The sequence below is a fragment of the Pontibacter sp. E15-1 genome, assembly GCF_022601975.1.
Lineage (GTDB): Bacteria > Bacteroidota > Bacteroidia > Cytophagales > Hymenobacteraceae > Pontibacter.
This window is the reverse complement of record NZ_JAKVIR010000014.1, coordinates 42,853-59,167: the sequence shown is the minus strand read 5'-3', so window position 1 is coordinate 59,167 and position 16,315 is coordinate 42,853. Positions and strand designations below refer to the sequence as shown.

The following is a 16,315-nucleotide window of genomic DNA, read 5'->3' as shown; positions in this document are numbered from 1 at the left end:
TTACCGATGCGGCACAGCATCAGCGTTCTATTCGTAGGGACAGGTCGCGACCTGTCCGAATCGTGCACCGGCAATCGCACCCAAACAGGTCTACCAAAATCAGAATGCACAAGATTTGAAGAGCGATAGGTCGGGCTTTTGTTTCTGCTTTGCCTGCGTTTCATGGATCAGCCTATCGTGGACAGGTCGCGACCTGCCCCTGCAAAACCCCGGTTAAATGCGCTTATCCCCACCCTCCTCTTTCCATACCAACTCTGGATTACCTGAATAGGTCAGAACAAGGCAAATTATTATCTTTGCATACTATGGTGGAGAACATACAAAAAGTAGCACAAGAGATAGAGGCGGCGGCGCTTGCCGACGCTGCCGAACTGGAGCAATTCCGTATTGCCTATATAGGCCGCAAGGGCCGCATTGCCGATTTGTTTAACAACCTGAAAGAGGTAGCGCCGGAGCAGCGCCGCGAGGTAGGTCAGCTCCTGAACACGCTGAAGAACCGCGCCCAGGAGCGCTTCGACCAGGCACAGGAGCAGCTTGCCAACGCCACCGCCTCGTCTGCCGACTCGGGCTTCGACTTCAGCCTGCCCACGGTGCCCAACACGCTAGGCACGCGCCACCCGCTTTCGCTGGTGCGCCAGGAGATTGTGCGCATCTTTGAGCGCATCGGCTTCAACGTGTCGGAAGGCCCCGAGATGGAGGACGACTGGCACAACTTCTCGGCCCTGAACTTCCCGGAGAACCACCCGGCCCGTGAGATGCAGGACACCTTCTTCCTGAGCGAAGACAAGGAGAAACTGCTGCGCACCCATACCTCCACGGTGCAGGTGCGCCTGATGGAGAACAACCAGCCGCCGCTCCGCAGCATCATGCCGGGCCGCGTATACCGCAACGAGGCCATTTCGGCGCGGGCGCACATGGTATTCCACCAGGTGGAGGGCCTCTACGTAAACAAAGGGGTGAGTTTCAAGGACCTGAAGGAGACACTCTATTACTTTGCCAAGGAGATGTTCGGGCAGGACACGCAGATCCGTTTCCGCCCGTCGTTCTTCCCGTTCACGGAGCCAAGCGCCGAGATCGACATCACCTGCTTTATTTGCAAGGGCGAGGGCTGCAACATCTGCAAGGGCACCGGTTGGGTAGAGATCGGCGGCTCGGGTATGGTAGACCCTGCCGTGCTGCAAAGCTCCGGCATCGACCCGGAGGTATACTCTGGCTTCGCCTTCGGGATGGGCATTGAGCGCATCACAATGCTGCGGTACCAGATCAAGGACCTGCGCCTCTTCACCGAAAACGATGTGCGCTTCCTGCGCCAGTTCGAGGGGGTAATTTAATTGTTGATTGTTGGATTGTTAAATTGTTGGCTTCGCCAATAGCAGCAGCAAAGTAGCGCTTTCTTCCGTTTGTCATCCTGTAAGGATCCTGGTAGAAGAGAAAGGGAACGCAGCCAAAATTAGAAGTGCTTCTAGCTAGACCAACATGTACAATAATTTAACCATCCAACCACCCAACAATTAACAACCAACAACTAACAATTAAACCATCTAGCGTATGAGATTGGAGGACATCACCACCATTGGCGTAATTGGGGCAGGCACTATGGGCCAGGGCATTGCTCAGATTTGTGCGCAGGCAGGGTATAAAACCATCCTGTTCGACATTAATGCGCAGGTGCTGGAAAAGGCAGAGAAAACCACCCTCGACAACCTGAACAAAGGCATCGCGCGGGGCAAGCTAACCGAGGCAGAGAGAGACGCGGCCCTCGCCAACCTGGCCTATACCGCCGACACGCTGCAGCTGAGTTGTCATGTCATTGTGGAAGCCGTGGTGGAGCGCCTGGAGGTGAAGCAGAGCATTTTCCAGGAGCTGGCCAGCATCAATACTCCTGACACCATTCTCGCCTCTAACACCTCCTCTATCCCGATCACGCAGATTGCCGCAAAGGTGCCACACCCGGAGCGCGTGGTAGGCATGCACTTCTTTAACCCGGCGCATATCATGAAATTGGTCGAGGTGATCTCGGGCGCCGCTACTGCACCGGAAGTGGCCCATACGATAAAAGCTTTGGCAGAGAAACTGGGCAAGACGGCGGTGATGGCCAAGGACTCGCCCGGCTTTATCGTGAACCGTGTGGCGCGCCACTTTTACGTAGAGGCGCTAAAGCTGCTGGAGGAAGGCGTGGCTGATGTCGAGACGATCGACAAGCTGATGCAGGCCAGCGGCTTTAAAATGGGCCCGTTTGAACTCATGGACCTGATCGGTGTTGATACCAATTATGCAGTTACCACTTCCATGTATGAGGCGTTCCAGTATGATCCCAAGTTCAGGCCAAACCGCATCCAGCAGCAAAAGGTGGATGCCGGGCACCACGGCCGCAAGTCGGGCAAAGGCTTTTATACCTATGCGTAGGCTGCTGGCCTTTTTCCCGCTGCTCCTGTTGCTGCTTGCCAGCGCTTGCCAAAACGGCAACAACGCCAGTCCGCATATACCCGATGTGGTGGTGAGCGCGCAGCTGAACGTAAACAGCCAGCTATACCCCAACCTGCGCCAAGACGGGGGCTATGCCTATATCTCCGGCGGGTACAAGGGCATCGTGGTGGTGCGCCAGAACGCCGGCCAGTACTACGCCTTTGAGCGTGCCTGCCCCTACGACCCCACGGCTCCCTGCGCCCTCGTGCAAATGGACTCGTCTAACCTCTTCCTGGTGGACGACTGCTGCGGCTCGCAGTTCAATCTGCAGGGCCAGGTGACGGGCGGGCCAGCCATATATGGCCTCAAGCAGTACCAGACAACTTTGTCGGGCTCTGTGCTTTCTGTCTCGAATTAATTTTTCAAATTGATTTTCAGCAATTTGCAGTCGAATCACAAAGTTTTTTCAGCGGGCACTTGCGTGAGAATCAAAACAGCCGTAATATTGCACCATCAATCAGCGGGAAAGCCGCTGAGCACAACATAAGATTCCTCCTTAGCTCAGTTGGTTAGAGCACATGACTGTTAATCATGGGGTCCCTGGTTCGAGCCCAGGAGGGGGAGCTGAAAAAGCCACTCGCGAGTTGAATCGTGCGTGGCTTTTTTGTTTTTTTCACCTTCCGAAAACAAGGCTGCCTACCTCCATTTCAACCTTTCCTGCGATTATACCTTTGGCCTGAGGATTTCGAGCACAAAACTTTGCACCGCAAGAAAGTCCCCTACCGAATCGAAAGTGGCGCTGACTTTTGTATAGGCACTGCCGGGTATGATCTTCTTCCAATCCAATCAGATTAAGGAGCCTCTGTAGCTAAGAGCCTGTCGGGTTTAAAAACCCTAAGGAATAGTTATCCTTCTTAGATGAAACACTTTTAGGGAGCGATGCGCAAACAAGGTATGCTGATGCCCTATGATTTGCAGGGTTGATTGCCGGAGGAGCATCTGGCCCGCTTTGTAGCAGATATACAGCTGGATATGAGCGAAGTCTATTATCACTATTGGGGCAGCGTCAAAGCCGCCTATGCCCCACGGCTGCTATTGAGCCTGCTCTTCTACGGCTATGCCACAGGCGTTTTCAGTTCCCGCAGGATAGAGGCAGCCACCCATGATTCGGCCAGAGCGAGGTATACCTGGGCGCAGGACGCGGTGCCATTTAAACCTCTTCGACAAAGCCACCTTCCTCACTCAAAATAAAAATTAGCAACGGCAAGCAACTATTGCCCCCGGGCCGTCATCTATTAAAGTGTAACAAGAAATAAAACAGCAACTTATAACTTTATTCCTATGAAAATCATAATCCTCCTTTTCGCATTCGCCTTTGGCTTTGGAGCCAGCGTTAAAAAATCAGCAGACGACCTGAAAGAGATCGCCGAGAGAAACGAGATCCGCGAGTATCAGCAATACCCTAACATGCTGCCCGAAGTGGAGATCGTGGCCGAGCGCATCTAGCACCCTTTGTTTTGCCTCTCTTCATCACCCTTCAGGGAGGTTCAGGCGCTTTTCACCCTTCCACTGTCCTGAACTTCCCTGAATTAAACTTCACTTTTCCCGCTTTTTTTCCTGCCCCGATTTCTCCGCCATGTTACAAATCGGCGCATTCCTCACAAAAAAATTCTACTCTCAATAACCCCAAAAGCATTTCCCCCACATTTCGGCGCTATTTCCCGGGCAAAAGCCGATGTTTCAGTATGCCCTGAAAATACCTTTCAAAGCACATGCATTTTCTATAATATTGCTTTTGCATTTGCCGAAAGCAGGTGGAGGCCCTGGCAGGAAGGATTTTGCAGCAATAGCATATCCGGCAGAACATGCCTTGTTCCTCATCCGCTGACTGTAGCCATTACGATAGAAAAAATGCACACACTTGTGCGCTAAGAAATAGAAGCAAGAAGAGCACGCATATATGCTATACTAAAAAAGACCCGTTCTGTAGCAAATAGCCTGCCTGTTGAGTTACCGGATTGCGGATTCCCCTTCGCAACAGCATATGAAAACAAACTTAAACAGCGCACTAACTGGCAAGGCAGTTCTGCTTACCACGCTCGCTTCTTGTATAAAGGCCCGGCCCCAACCGGGCTTTTATTTTGCCCGTGTCTTTAGAGCATGTTTAAATTTCATCTTTTGGGCTACAAAACGTCCATCAAGGAACCTGACTTCACCTTTTTATCGCCCCATAGCGCTGCTATGCGGCGATAAAAACGCTTCGTCAGAACCCTTCCTGAACATTTTTCGCTTCCAAAAATGAAATTTAAACATGCTCTTATTTGCAGTATCAAGCGCCCGGAAATTGTCACTCGGCAGTTTGACTCCTTCTCAGTGTGGAAGCCACGGGTATAATTCCAAGTGCTATGTCTCCTAGCTTGCAGGCGGCTCCCACGTATGGGGCAAGGGTCCTTTTTTCAGCTAGCGTGTTTTCCTGCCCGGCGGTGGGTATGGCCAGTAGGGATCGGGTTAGTCGTCCTGTTTCTTGAAGATATCGAAGATGCCAGGCTTATCGGCTTGCTTCTTCTTGCTGTCGTTTTGCTTGCCAAACGGCCATAGGCTCTTCTTCACTTTTTCCTCCTTCACCAGCACATAACGCACCGAGATGCCAGAGGAAAGCTGTATCCAGTCTTCGTGGTTGATATGAAAGGCTGGTTTGATGTCGGCGGAAAGCAGAAAGGGAAGGCCGTTCACCTTATACTCTATCCCCAGGATGCCATCGCCCCCGGTAAACACGCCGTTGTCTTTCAGGTTACCGATGTGCGCCCCGGCACCGAGGTAATAGTTAAAGCGCTTGCCCAGCATCGGGAAGTGCCACTCATACAGGCCCGTCAGGCTATACTCGCGCGAGCCTACGGAGGCGATCCCCTCCAGTGTTCCCTGGTCGTGCAGCTTCTGCTGAACCGTCACGCCAAAGCGGTCGCTTTCGATGCGCACGCCTGCCGCGGTTCTGTATTTCTGGGCCATACCGGTCATGCTTACGCCGCAAGTCAGGCAACCTATCACTAGTAATTTCTTGATCATACCTTGGGGTAATTTTTTCGCAGTGGGTGCAAATATCCTACCTGAAACGCACATTTGCACCTGAGGCATACCCGCTTCTGCCGCCCTGGCTCGCCTAACCAAACAGAATAATCGGCTATATTACTGACTATCAAAATTTTGAAGCCCTAAAAACGAAGCAAAATCTGTGGGGAATTTATGTAAACGATGCCCGGCACCTCTCAGTAGTCGCCCCGGAATCCTCTGTTGGCCTTCTTGTCGGCCTGCTTTTTCTTGCCCTCCAGGCGACGGCGCTTGCTGGCGCGTGTGGGCTTGGTGGCGGTGCGCTTTTTTTGCCGGGTGAGAGCCTGCCGTAGCAGCTCGTAAAAGCGCCCCACGGTGGTTTCCTTGTTCTTGAGCTGGCTCCGTTCGGTTTGGCTCACTACCTGCAGATACCCCTCATTGTTGATCCGGTTGCCCAGCTTCTCCAGCACCAGTGCCTTCTCCTCCTCCGACAGCAGCTCTGAGCTCTGCACATGAAACCGCAACTCCACCTTCGTGTTTACCTTGTTCACGTTCTGGCCGCCTGCCCCGCCGCTCCGCGATGCCTGAAACTGCAGCTCCTGCTCAAATCCCCTTTCCTGTAACTTTGCCATCCTTAAATATTTTATACCTCTAAAATTGCGGATAATTTCCCTCCTGCATGCGCTTTCAGGCAACAAAAAGTCTTTACGGAGAAATTTGGCCTTCCATATCTTCATAAACTTAAAGTAAGCATGCTCCGCCTGGCTCCTGCTTCCGCTACCCTCCGGCCCTATGGCGCAGCGAAAGAAATTTTCAGCTACATACGAAAATAATCGTATTTTAATTTCCTTTTACGAATCTATTCGTATATACTTGTATGGTCATTTGTTTCACCGCATAACTACTTATACCCTATGGCATTAGAAAGCACACCCAAGCCCACTGAGTCGGAGCTGGAGATATTGCAGGTACTCTGGCAGCACGGACCGAGCACCGTGCGCCACGTGCACGAGCAGCTCAGCAAAACAAAAGAGGTCGGCTATACCACCACCCTCAAGCTGATGCAGATCATGGTGGAGAAAGCCATGCTGGAGGCCGACAAAACCAGTCGCTCCCACATTTTCCGGCCACTGCTGGAGGAAGAGCACACACAGCGCCAGCTCCTCGGCCGCTTCCTGGACGCCACCTTTCGCGGGTCGGCCAGCAAGCTGGTGATGCAGGCACTGGGCAACAGCACCGCCTCCAAGGCAGAGCTGGACGAAATCAGAAACTTATTGGATAAACTGGAAGGAGGCAAACTATGAACCCGATCACAAGCTTATTCCCGGAGGGTATAACCCACGCCATTGGCTGGACGCTGTTTCACTCGCTTTGGCAAGGCGCATTTGTAGCACTGCTGCTGGCCCTGTTGCTGGTGCTCCTGCACCGCCAGAGCGCCAGGGTGCGCTACGCGGCGGCTGGCGGGGCCATGCTCCTGCAGCTGCTACTGGCAGGCGGCACCTTTGCCTTCTACTACAGCCAGTCGCAAACACAGGCGTTGCAAGCCTCCATCCTCTCCGAGAGCCCGGCTATACCAGCGGCAGGGCCGGCGGCTTTGGACGCGCTGCCGCAAGACTCGTTTTGGGCATCCCCTTTGGAGGGCGCACAGCTATACTTTGAGCGACACATGCCGCTGCTGGTGATGCTCTGGCTATTGGGTATGGTGATGATGGCCCTGCGTTTTGTGGGGGGCGTGGCCTATACCCAGCGCCTGCGCCACTACAGAACAGCCCCCTTAACCGACTACTGGCAACAGCGGCTAAGCGCCCTTTGCCAGGCTGCGGGCATGCAGCGGGCCGTGCGGCTGGCAGAGTCGGCGCTGGTGCAGGTGCCCATGGCCATTGGCATTGCCAAGCCCGTGATTCTGTTGCCGGTTGGCGCTGTCACGGGGCTGTCGCAGGCGCAGGTGGAGGCCGTGCTGGCCCACGAGCTGGCCCACATCCTCCGAAAAGACTATCTGGTCAACCTGCTGCAGTCGGTAGTGGACATGCTTTTCTTCTACCATCCGGCCATGTGGTGGGTATCGGGGGTGGTACGCGCTGAGCGCGAGAACTGCTGCGACGACATTGCCGTGGCCCTTTGCGGCGACACGCTAACCTATGCCCGCGCCCTTGCCGAGCTGGAGACCATGCGCTTGCCGGCTGGCCCGGCCCTGGCAGTAGCCTTCTCGGGCAAGCGGGGCACCCTCCTGAGCCGCATCAAACGGCTGGTGGGACAGCCCTCCCTGAAACCGACATTTACAGAGGGCTTCGCGGCGGCGCTTGTGCTGGTGATGGGGCTGCTCGTGCTCTCGTTCGGGGCCATGGCTGGCCTGAGGCCGCAGCAGGAGCAGGACGCTGCCGCAGAGATACAGCAGACATTGACATTTTTGGAGAACACCGCCGAAGCGGCAGACGAACCGGAGCTTGCCTCGGCCTACACCGTGCAGGACTCCACCGGGAAGCCGCGTGACATCGTGATCATCAAAAACAAAAAAGGCAAGGTGACCAAGCTTTACGTGGACGGCAAGCGCATCCCGAAAAAGCACATCGCCGCATACGAGGACCTGGTGAACCAGCGCCTGGAGGCTGTGCAGCGGGCACCACGAGCCACGCGGGCAGAAGTGGAAATGGAGATGAAGGCAGCCCGCGCGGCAGTGGCCGACGCCCGCCGCAACTACCGGGAGAATTATGTTTTTAACTTTAATTTTGATGAAGGTGACAGCCTGGCATCCATGGCTCCTTTTCCGCCCATGCCCCCAATGCCACCTATGCCTGCTATGCCACCCATGCCTCCTTTCCCGGCTATCGCCCCGCCTGTGCCACCCGTGGCCCCTGTGCCGCCGCTAGGCAACGACAAGAAAGCGCTTAAGGACTACAAGCAGGATATGGAGGAATATGAAGCGGAAATGAACGAGTTTGAGCAGGAAATGCAGGGCTTTGAGGAGGAGATGCGGGAGTATGAGATAGAGATAAAGCAACATACCCAGGAACTCCGCAAAAGCGGGGCATTGCAGGGGGCGCGCCAGCGTGAGCAGGTAGAACGGCAAGTGGAGCGCAGCCACGAAATGGTCCGCCACCAGCAGGAGATGGCCCAACACCAGCAGGAAATGGCCATGCAGCACGCAAGGATGGCGCAAGAGCACGAAAAGCAGTTTCAGAAGGTGAAGGAGGAGCTGATAAAAGACGGCATCATTCAGAAAGGCGATGAGCAGCTCGATATTCGGATCAACAACGGCGAGATGTATGTGAATGACAAGAAACAGCCCAAGAAGGCGTATGAGAAATACAAAAAACTCATGAAGATAGCGGGCGACGGCTCCGCCAACTTCAACTTTCGGTATAACAACAACTAGCATCCGGCCTCTCAGCCGCACAAGCGCCCGCCAGCAAACCCAGCTGCCGGGCGCTTTTTTTGTTTATCCCCGGCAAAAGCCCCTCCTGCCTGAAAATCCCCACATCCCTGTATAGGTAGTTTTCCGTAAGAATAGAACATTGAATTTTTCGTTATATTTGTAAGTTTGAATTTGGCCCTTCCCCGGAATTATCTCTGGCCGCGTGCCCAAATGCAGCCATACCTAAATTTTTACCTGTCGAACAAAATCTTGCATTACATTTGCCACCATGCATAAACTGTACACCCCAGCTGCCACGTTGCTGCGCAGCAAGCTAACGCTGTTTTTTTTCACCCTACTCTTCCTGGCCTCCCATACCCATGCCGCCGACAACCCACACATGATCCCGATTACGCTGGCGGCGCGCGTGCAGGCAGCCACCTTAGTGGTGGAGGGCGAGGTCATCTCGCAGCAGGCGTTCTGGGATGCCCGCCACGAGAACATTTATACCTCCAACATCATCCAGCTATACAAAACCTTTAAAGGCAGCCCCGCGGGCCAGCGCATAGAGCTGATCACGGAGGGCGGAGCCATCGGCCTGAAGAAACACGTGTTTTCCACGGCGCTCCAGCTGAAGCCCGGTCAGCAGGGCCTCTTCTTTCTGGCGCAGCAGCAGGAGTTTCAGCGCACACCCGGCAGCCAGTTTGGCAGCACCAAAGCCTATGGCAGCCAGCAGGGCTTTGTAAAATACCGCATCACGGAGAACAAGGCAATGGGCGTTTTTGACCGCTACGAGAGCGTGCAGGCGCTCTACCAGCAGGTGGCGGCGCAAACGGGCCAGACATACCGCACCCTTGCCCCGAACCTGAAGCTGGACTCGGGGCTTCTCAAAGAAACGAAGCAGCAGCAGGCGCAAGCCGACATCCAGGCCCCGGTGATCACGAGCTTCTCTCCCACCACCGCCAATGCCGGTGTGGGCGCGGTGCTGACCATCAACGGCACAGGGTTTGGCGCTACGCGCGGCAGCGGAGCCGTGGAGTTTAAGAACGCCGACGACGGCGGCCAGACCTTTGTGCGCCCCCTCGCGGTAGAATACATCTCCTGGACAGACCGGCAAATCAAGCTGTTTATACCCTCTACCTCGGAGGATGGCGGCACCCCGGGCTCCGGCGTCATCCAGGTCGTGACCAATGCCGATAGTAAGTTCAGCAGCGTTACGCCCATCACCATCGAGTTTGCCTACTCCAACATTGATTTTGAGGATTCATCTTTCCGACCAATCCTGGTGGACAAAGATGGCCTGGGCGGCTACAGCATCCAGTTTGCCCCAAGCATGCTGAACAGGCAACCCGCGCAGGAGGGCTTCCGCCGCGCCATGAACACCTGGGTCTGCGTGTCGGGCGTGAACTGGAAACTCGGGGAGCCCACTCAGTTGGAAACCGCCGCCGACGACGGCGTGAACGTGATCCGGTTTGCGTCTTCCTCCACCACTGGGGCGGGCGTGCTGGCCCGCACCATCAGTCGCTACGAAGGATGCAGCAACGGGCAGGACACGCTGTTCTGGGTATCTGAGTTTGACATGGAGATAAATAGCAGCATCAGCTGGCAGTATGGCCCCGGCGCCCCGGTGTCGAAGCAGTTCGACTTCGAGACGGTGATGCTGCACGAGCTAGGCCACGCCCACCAGCTGAGCCACGTGATCCTGTCGCGCGCCGTGATGCACTATGCCATTGAGTTCGAAGTGCTCGTGCGCGACCTCAGCTCGGCCGACATCGTGGGCGGCAACATTGTTATGGCCAACAGCCTTGGGGAGAACTTCTGCGAGGAGCCTCCGATGCAGGTGAGCGAGGAGGGCCAGTGCAATCTTGCCCCCGAGATTGTCACGCTGCAAGCCTCTTTCACGGGCACTAACGCCGTAACCGTAGACTGGACCTCGAAGAACGAGCGCGTAGTGGCGAATTATGTGGTGCAGCGCAGCCCTACCGGCACCGAGTGGACGGACGTGGGCACTGTAAGCGCGAAAGGCCCCAACAGCGGCACTCTCTCCTACTCGTTCGTGGATGACAACCCCCTTCCGGACATTGCCTACTACCGCCTGCGCGTGGTGTATAACAACGGGTCGTTCAGCTATTCGCCACGGGTGCGCGTCATTAACCCTTCGTCGCTCCGCAGCCTGCGGGTATACCCCAACCCGATAAACGAGGAGAACAACACCGTGACGCTGCTCTATCTGGTGGAAAACACGGCCACGCTGGACGCCCAGCTTTACGATATGTCGGGCAAGCTTATCCATGACTATGCCCTTACCTTCCGGGATGTGAACCTGCCTGTAGAGCTGGACGTAAGCAACCTCCCGGCCGGTATGTATATCCTGAAGTGGGCGGAGAAGAGCAGAAACGGCCAGGTGAAGATCCTGAAGCGCTAAAACGGATTTCCCATACCAGAAAGGGGCAGGGTTGCAACGGGCAGCCCTGCCCCTTTTTGCTTTTTATAGGGGTATACAGGCCTCCATCTTAGAGTTATACCTCCATCCGCTAGATTCTACTCAGCTAGAATTACTCATTGGGGAGAATCAAAAAACCCACCCCTGCCTCTCCGAGGAGGGCTGTTTCATTCTCTAGTTTACTGGCGCCCGAAAGCTTTCGGGGTGTCTAAAAATGATGTCGGGTCTGTGACTCGACTGGGCCAGAGGCCCGTTTATACCTTACACGCGCGAGACGCGAGCGAAAGCAATGTTAGCATGCAACAACCCTGTTTCCAGATCATAAGAAGGAGTTGACCCGCTGTTCCCCGCTGTTTCGGATTTCTTAATCCGAAACTTTTCCTGCAGCGGATTTCCTAATCCGCGTGGTCCTGCTCACGCGGATTAGGAAATCCCCCACAGGTGGCTTCCGGACTGGGAAGTCCAGAAGAGCCGTGGGCTATACCTACCTAATTCTAAAGCTAAACTGTAGTTAGAAACAGACTCCTTATCGGCCGTTTGATTTCGCCGGGCCCGGCAATTTAACAATCAACAATTAACCCGTACCTTTGCGACACACGACCTTGAACACGTTTTTGTAAAGATAGAAGAAGATGATGACCAGACGACCAAGACGCAACCGCCAGACTGCGGCCATCCGGGATATGGTGCAGGAAGCAACCCTGCACCTGCAGGATTTGATTTTCCCGCTTTTCCTGATTGAAGGCCAGAACCAGAAAACAGAGATTTCCTCGATGCCAGGCATCTACCGCTACTCCCTCGACATGCTGTTGGAAGAAATAGCTGCCTGTGTGGCGCTGGGCATCAAGGTGTTTGCCCCGTTCCCGAGCATCCCGGAGGAGAAAAAAGACAAATACGCGACAGAGAGCCATAACCCCGAGGGTTTATACCCCACTGCTATCCGCGAGATAAAAAAGCGTTTCCCGGAGGTTGCCCTGGTGACAGACGTGGCCATGGATCCTTACAGTTCTGACGGCCACGACGGCATTGTGGAGAACGGCGAGATACTGAACGACGAGACGCTGGAGGTGCTGGGCAAAATGGCCCTGACGCAGGCGCAGGCCGGTGCCGATATTGTGGCCCCGTCGGATATGATGGACGGTCGCATTGGCCACATCCGGCAGGTGCTTGACGAGAACGGTTTTCAGAAGGTGGCGATCATGGCCTATACCGCCAAATACGCCAGTTCTTTCTACGGACCTTTCCGCGATGCGCTGGGCTCGGCCCCGAAAGCAGGCGACAAGAAGACCTACCAGATGAACTACGCCAACAGCCGCGAAGCCCTGATAGAGGCCGAACTGGACACTGCCGAAGGAGCCGATTACCTGATGGTGAAACCGGCCCTTTCTTACCTCGACGTGATCCGGCTGCTGCGCGACAACTCTCATTTGCCCATTGCCGCCTACAACATCAGCGGCGAGTACGCCATGGTGAAAGCCGCCGCCCAAAACGGCTGGATAGACGGCGAAAAAGCGATGATCGAGATCCTGACCAGCATCAAACGCGCCGGAGCCGACATCATCCTGACCTACTTCGCAAAACAGTACGCCGAGTATTTGCAGAAATAACCTCTGCGGTATAACTGCTACTTTGAAAAGCACATCAGCCTCCGCTGGTGTGCTTTTCTTGTTTCCGTCACATTTCGCGCACAGTTACTAGTATTTATTCAACTCTATATAGTATATTCGGTAATCCAGATCCATTTAGCCGCCTGATTAGGGTGGCTAGTATGAGTTAATTCCGTTTAGCAGCTAGTTAGCGGTAGTTAGTATAATAAGAAATTTAAAAATTGAACAACAGGAATTCAATCCTAAAAATAGTATTGCCAACTCTTTATATTGTAGGGTGGTTGGTGATGTACAGCTATCCAAGAAGAGCCTTTCATGTAGGTGGTGATAATGGTTTTGAAGGCTGGATTCTTTATTTTTCAATGTTTTTAGTTCTACCGTTTTTGCTTTATCAATCCCTAAAAATTAACGGAATAAATATAAAAGCTTTGAAGGGGTTAGCCTATGGGTCAGTTTTTTTAGCATATCCTTTCTCCCTGTTAATTGACTCAGAAGAACAGGAGGATTTTGAAATTTACAAAAAAGAAACAATAGGCACCGTTAGCGAAGCTTGGATGAGAAAACAAAATAAAGGTGATTCCATTTGGTCAGTTCAAGTAAACTACGAAGTAGAAGGCGAGACTTATCGAACATCCACTAAAGATGATGTAGATAGAACCTTAAATATCGGGGATACAGTAACGGTGAGTTATTCATCAAAGACACCTGAAATGAGTAAAGTAAAAGAGCTCTTAGACTACTACAAAGAATAAAATATACCAGCCGCTAACACGGCACAGGCTCCATACTTGGCTTCGCCTCGTCCACAGCCTGTACTAACCGTTAACTCCCATTAAAACAGACAATATGAACATCAATCTACTCAGGCTTAGTATATTTTTCACGACATTCTTCCTGTCTGGCTGTGCAGCAAATAATTATGTGTCAACGGCAAAAGAAGCTGATTCCCCTCGCTTAAATCTGCAATACAATATTCAGGAAATTGAAATTGTTGATAGTAGGCAAAAGGAAGAGGACATTAAATTACCGGTTGTCTCAAAGCCCAACATGTTAATTAAGCATATACCAGTTTTAACAGCAAGCCATAGAGAGCTGCTCGAAAAAGTGATACGAGAAAACACAACTAGTTCTGGCACTTCTATAAAAGCAGTAATTGACATAACAGATAGTTACAAGGAGTTCACATCTACCTGGAGTAGTGAAAAAGAAAAGTGCTATGCCCAACTCCAGGTAAGCTTTATCAAAAAAGATACAGGTGAGTTGATTACAGGATGCCATACAAACGGTGAACTATTTGTACAATCAGTTGATGCAACCAATCAAAGGATGGAAGAACTTTATAAGCTGACGCTGAAAAATGTCTTGTATAATTGCTTAAAATCACTGCCAGTTCAAGAGGTAAACTAAATCAACAACTTACAACCTTCAGCATCTAGCGACGGCTTCACCCGCCACTCGCAAAGAATAAAGACCTATACGTGATCAAGAAGCTAATCATTAAAAGAGCGCTCTTTGCTGTAATTCTTCTCTTTTCGGCTCATGTTGTTTTTGCGCAAAGCATGGGTAGCCCCAAAGCGATAGTCGTTCCCGGAGTGTACACACATTCTCAGACAAAGAAAGAATTCCCGAAATACTTAGTCGGATATAAAAGACACCGGATCTATGCCTTTGACAAAATCAAGTCCAATATAGGGGCCGTTTACAATAGCAAAAAAGGAAAGACTACCATTTCCGTTTACCTATACCCAGCTGGTGAAGGCAGCGAGGACCGCTTAAGGAATGAGTATCTATCGGCTTTTCGCGAGGTTGTTTTAGTCTCCCTAAAAGGGATAACGACCAATCATGTGCCCACATTTTATGCTAAAGACGGGTATAAAGTGAATGGCATCAGGACACATATTGCAGGACTCGAAGACCGCTCAAGGTCCTATTTATCTGTTTTCGAGTGTGGAAAGTGGTTTTTCAAACTCCGTATCACGTCCGCCTTGTTAGACACTACAGAGATAATCAACCTGGAAAGGGAAATCCTGAATGAATTTGCACCTACAGACTTCGTAAAGCAAAGCCCACTAATCCCAGAAGCCACTATCTATTTAGCCCCAGCAGCACGAGCAGATTCCTTGATAGCAGTAGCTTCAATGGGGAGTGCATTCAAAAAAATTCAGTGGGCTAATGAAAATGTCGATTCATTGGAACGGGCCGCAGGCTTCCCAAGTCTGTATTTAGAGCTTCATGTAGCATCGTTAACGGAGTTTGTGCGTCAGGAGCAAGTGAAACAAGAAATAAGGCAAAAGTGGACCATGAAGCCGGAGACTGCCGAGTATCTGTCTGAGTTAAACAGAATCATAGCGAGCGGGTACTTAAGGGAGTTTATCATGGACCAGTATGATAGGATTATGATTGTCCCGGAAAACGTTACGCTCGACTTTAAATCCTATCGGCAATGGACGCTTGCCCAACCTGTGCGCATCAGCCTGGATGAGCGATTCTATGTCATATCTTACGCAGAAGAGTAGTATACCTGGCAACAGAGGCTTAAGTACATAAAAGCGCCCCCCGGTATACGTTCTTTCTGTGTCCAGTTGTAGGGTATCTGCGGATTTGAAAACACAAGGGCCTGCTTCTGCACCTCGATCACCTTGTCTACTGGTGAAACGGCTGACGCTTTGGGCGCTGTCCTGGTCCTGGGCGAAAGCGCGGTGCGTAAAAAGCGAAAGGACAAGCACCAGTATCCCGCTGCCCGCCCTTGGTATAAACCCTGTCTCGTTATTTTGCATCCGCGTGTTTGGATATTGTTTTCTACTGATACAAAGGAATATAATCGCGGAAAGCTTTTGCAATGAAATTCAAAGCAATACTTACGATATTCAAACAATTGGCTGCTACTACTCTCCCATGGGCAACACCCGGTAGGAGTCCTTGATTTTATAGATTTTATACGCCTTTATATCGATATTTTTATATCTTGTGTCTTGAAAATTATACTCGAAATTTATATCCCCTCAGAAAGCAACAAGCATGGCAACAACGAAAACGATAACTGTTGAGACAACAGTTCAGCTGCCGGTAGCTAGGGTATGGGAGCTCTGGACATCGCCGGAGCACATTACCCAATGGAACTTCGCCTCAGACGACTGGCATGCCCCAAGCGCCGAAAACGACCTTAGGCCCGGAGGCCACTTCCGGTCAAGGATGGAAGCAAAGGACGGCAGCATGGGCTTCGATTTCACCGGCAGGTATAAGCAGGTAATTCCCAACCAGAAAATCGTTTACCTGATAGAGGATGGCCGAAAAGTCGAGATTACGTTCGACAGCCGGGACGGCGGCACAACCGTAACGGAGACGTTTGCCGCGGAAAGCACCCACCCTCTTGACCAACAGAAAAGCGGCTGGCAAGCCATTCTGGACAATTTCAAAAAATACGCAGAAGCGACAAAGTAACTGCAGCCTTTCTAACTGCAA

General features: G+C 52.4%; 15 protein-coding genes and 1 tRNA gene. 14 read left to right on the top strand and 2 right to left on the bottom strand.

Annotated features, from left to right (window positions below):
• Positions 1 to 305: 305 nt before the first annotated feature.
• The 6 genes from pheS (at position 306) to MKJ04_RS11285 (ending at position 3,912) form a co-directional block, all read left to right on the top strand.
• Entirely contained in the window at positions 306 to 1,331 is a 1,026-nt protein-coding gene (gene pheS / locus MKJ04_RS11310) for a phenylalanine--tRNA ligase subunit alpha (protein WP_241641748.1), read from the top strand.
• A gap of 217 nt (positions 1,332 to 1,548) precedes the next feature.
• Positions 1,549 to 2,406: a 3-hydroxyacyl-CoA dehydrogenase NAD-binding domain-containing protein gene (locus MKJ04_RS11305; RefSeq protein WP_241641747.1), complete on the top strand. Its 858-nt coding sequence runs from the start codon at positions 1,549 to 1,551 to the stop codon at positions 2,404 to 2,406.
• The gene (locus MKJ04_RS11300; protein ID WP_241641746.1) at positions 2,399 to 2,824 is read left to right on the top strand and encodes a Rieske (2Fe-2S) protein; all 426 of its coding nucleotides are present in this window, start codon (positions 2,399 to 2,401) and stop codon (positions 2,822 to 2,824) included. The genes MKJ04_RS11305 and MKJ04_RS11300 overlap by 8 nt, the downstream gene beginning before the upstream one ends.
• Before the next feature lie 132 nt (positions 2,825 to 2,956).
• Positions 2,957 to 3,030: transfer RNA gene (locus MKJ04_RS11295), tRNA-Asn, on the top strand.
• 408 nt (positions 3,031 to 3,438) lie between these two features.
• Complete coding sequence (locus MKJ04_RS11290) at positions 3,439 to 3,657, top strand: transposase (protein WP_241641745.1); 219 nt, start codon at positions 3,439 to 3,441, stop codon at positions 3,655 to 3,657.
• A 90-nt stretch (positions 3,658 to 3,747) separates the two neighbouring features.
• Positions 3,748 to 3,912, top strand: a complete 165-nt coding sequence (locus tag MKJ04_RS11285) for a hypothetical protein (protein WP_241641744.1) — start codon at positions 3,748 to 3,750, stop codon at positions 3,910 to 3,912.
• A 1,002-nt stretch (positions 3,913 to 4,914) separates the two neighbouring features.
• On the opposite strand, the gene MKJ04_RS11280 is transcribed toward MKJ04_RS11285, so the two are convergent.
• Complete coding sequence (locus MKJ04_RS11280; RefSeq protein ID WP_241641743.1) at positions 4,915 to 5,469, bottom strand: hypothetical protein; 555 nt, start codon at positions 5,467 to 5,469, stop codon at positions 4,915 to 4,917.
• Positions 5,470 to 5,669: 200 nt separating this feature from the next.
• The gene (gene arfB / locus MKJ04_RS11275) at positions 5,670 to 6,083 is read right to left on the bottom strand and encodes an alternative ribosome rescue aminoacyl-tRNA hydrolase ArfB (RefSeq protein ID WP_241641742.1); all 414 of its coding nucleotides are present in this window, start codon (positions 6,081 to 6,083) and stop codon (positions 5,670 to 5,672) included.
• Between the two features lie 282 nt (positions 6,084 to 6,365).
• Between arfB and MKJ04_RS11270 the strand changes: the two genes are divergently transcribed.
• From MKJ04_RS11270 to MKJ04_RS11235, 8 genes are all read left to right on the top strand, one after another.
• The gene (locus tag MKJ04_RS11270) at positions 6,366 to 6,755 is read left to right on the top strand and encodes a BlaI/MecI/CopY family transcriptional regulator (RefSeq protein WP_241641741.1); all 390 of its coding nucleotides are present in this window, start codon (positions 6,366 to 6,368) and stop codon (positions 6,753 to 6,755) included.
• The gene (locus MKJ04_RS11265; RefSeq protein ID WP_241641740.1) at positions 6,752 to 8,824 is read left to right on the top strand and encodes a M56 family metallopeptidase; all 2,073 of its coding nucleotides are present in this window, start codon (positions 6,752 to 6,754) and stop codon (positions 8,822 to 8,824) included. Before MKJ04_RS11270 ends, MKJ04_RS11265 begins: the two co-directional genes overlap by 4 nt.
• A 268-nt stretch (positions 8,825 to 9,092) precedes the next feature.
• Positions 9,093 to 11,228: a T9SS type A sorting domain-containing protein gene (locus tag MKJ04_RS11260; RefSeq protein ID WP_241641739.1), complete on the top strand. Its 2,136-nt coding sequence runs from the start codon at positions 9,093 to 9,095 to the stop codon at positions 11,226 to 11,228.
• A 653-nt stretch (positions 11,229 to 11,881) separates the two neighbouring features.
• Positions 11,882 to 12,853 carry a porphobilinogen synthase gene (gene hemB, locus MKJ04_RS11255; protein ID WP_241641844.1) on the top strand — a complete coding sequence of 324 codons (972 nt, stop codon included), beginning with the start codon at positions 11,882 to 11,884 and terminating at the stop codon, positions 12,851 to 12,853.
• 221 nt (positions 12,854 to 13,074) lie between these two features.
• Entirely contained in the window at positions 13,075 to 13,605 is a 531-nt protein-coding gene (locus tag MKJ04_RS11250; protein WP_241641738.1) for a hypothetical protein, read from the top strand.
• 94 nt (positions 13,606 to 13,699) lie between these two features.
• The gene (locus MKJ04_RS11245; RefSeq protein ID WP_241641737.1) at positions 13,700 to 14,260 is read left to right on the top strand and encodes a hypothetical protein; all 561 of its coding nucleotides are present in this window, start codon (positions 13,700 to 13,702) and stop codon (positions 14,258 to 14,260) included.
• Positions 14,261 to 14,331: 71 nt separating this feature from the next.
• Positions 14,332 to 15,369 (top strand): hypothetical protein, encoded by a 1,038-nt coding sequence (locus MKJ04_RS11240; RefSeq protein ID WP_241641736.1) that lies wholly within the window; start codon positions 14,332 to 14,334, stop codon positions 15,367 to 15,369.
• A 502-nt stretch (positions 15,370 to 15,871) separates the two neighbouring features.
• A complete protein-coding gene (locus tag MKJ04_RS11235; RefSeq protein ID WP_241641735.1) occupies positions 15,872 to 16,294 on the top strand; it encodes an SRPBCC family protein in 423 nt (140 codons plus the stop codon).
• Positions 16,295 to 16,315 lie beyond the last annotated feature (21 nt).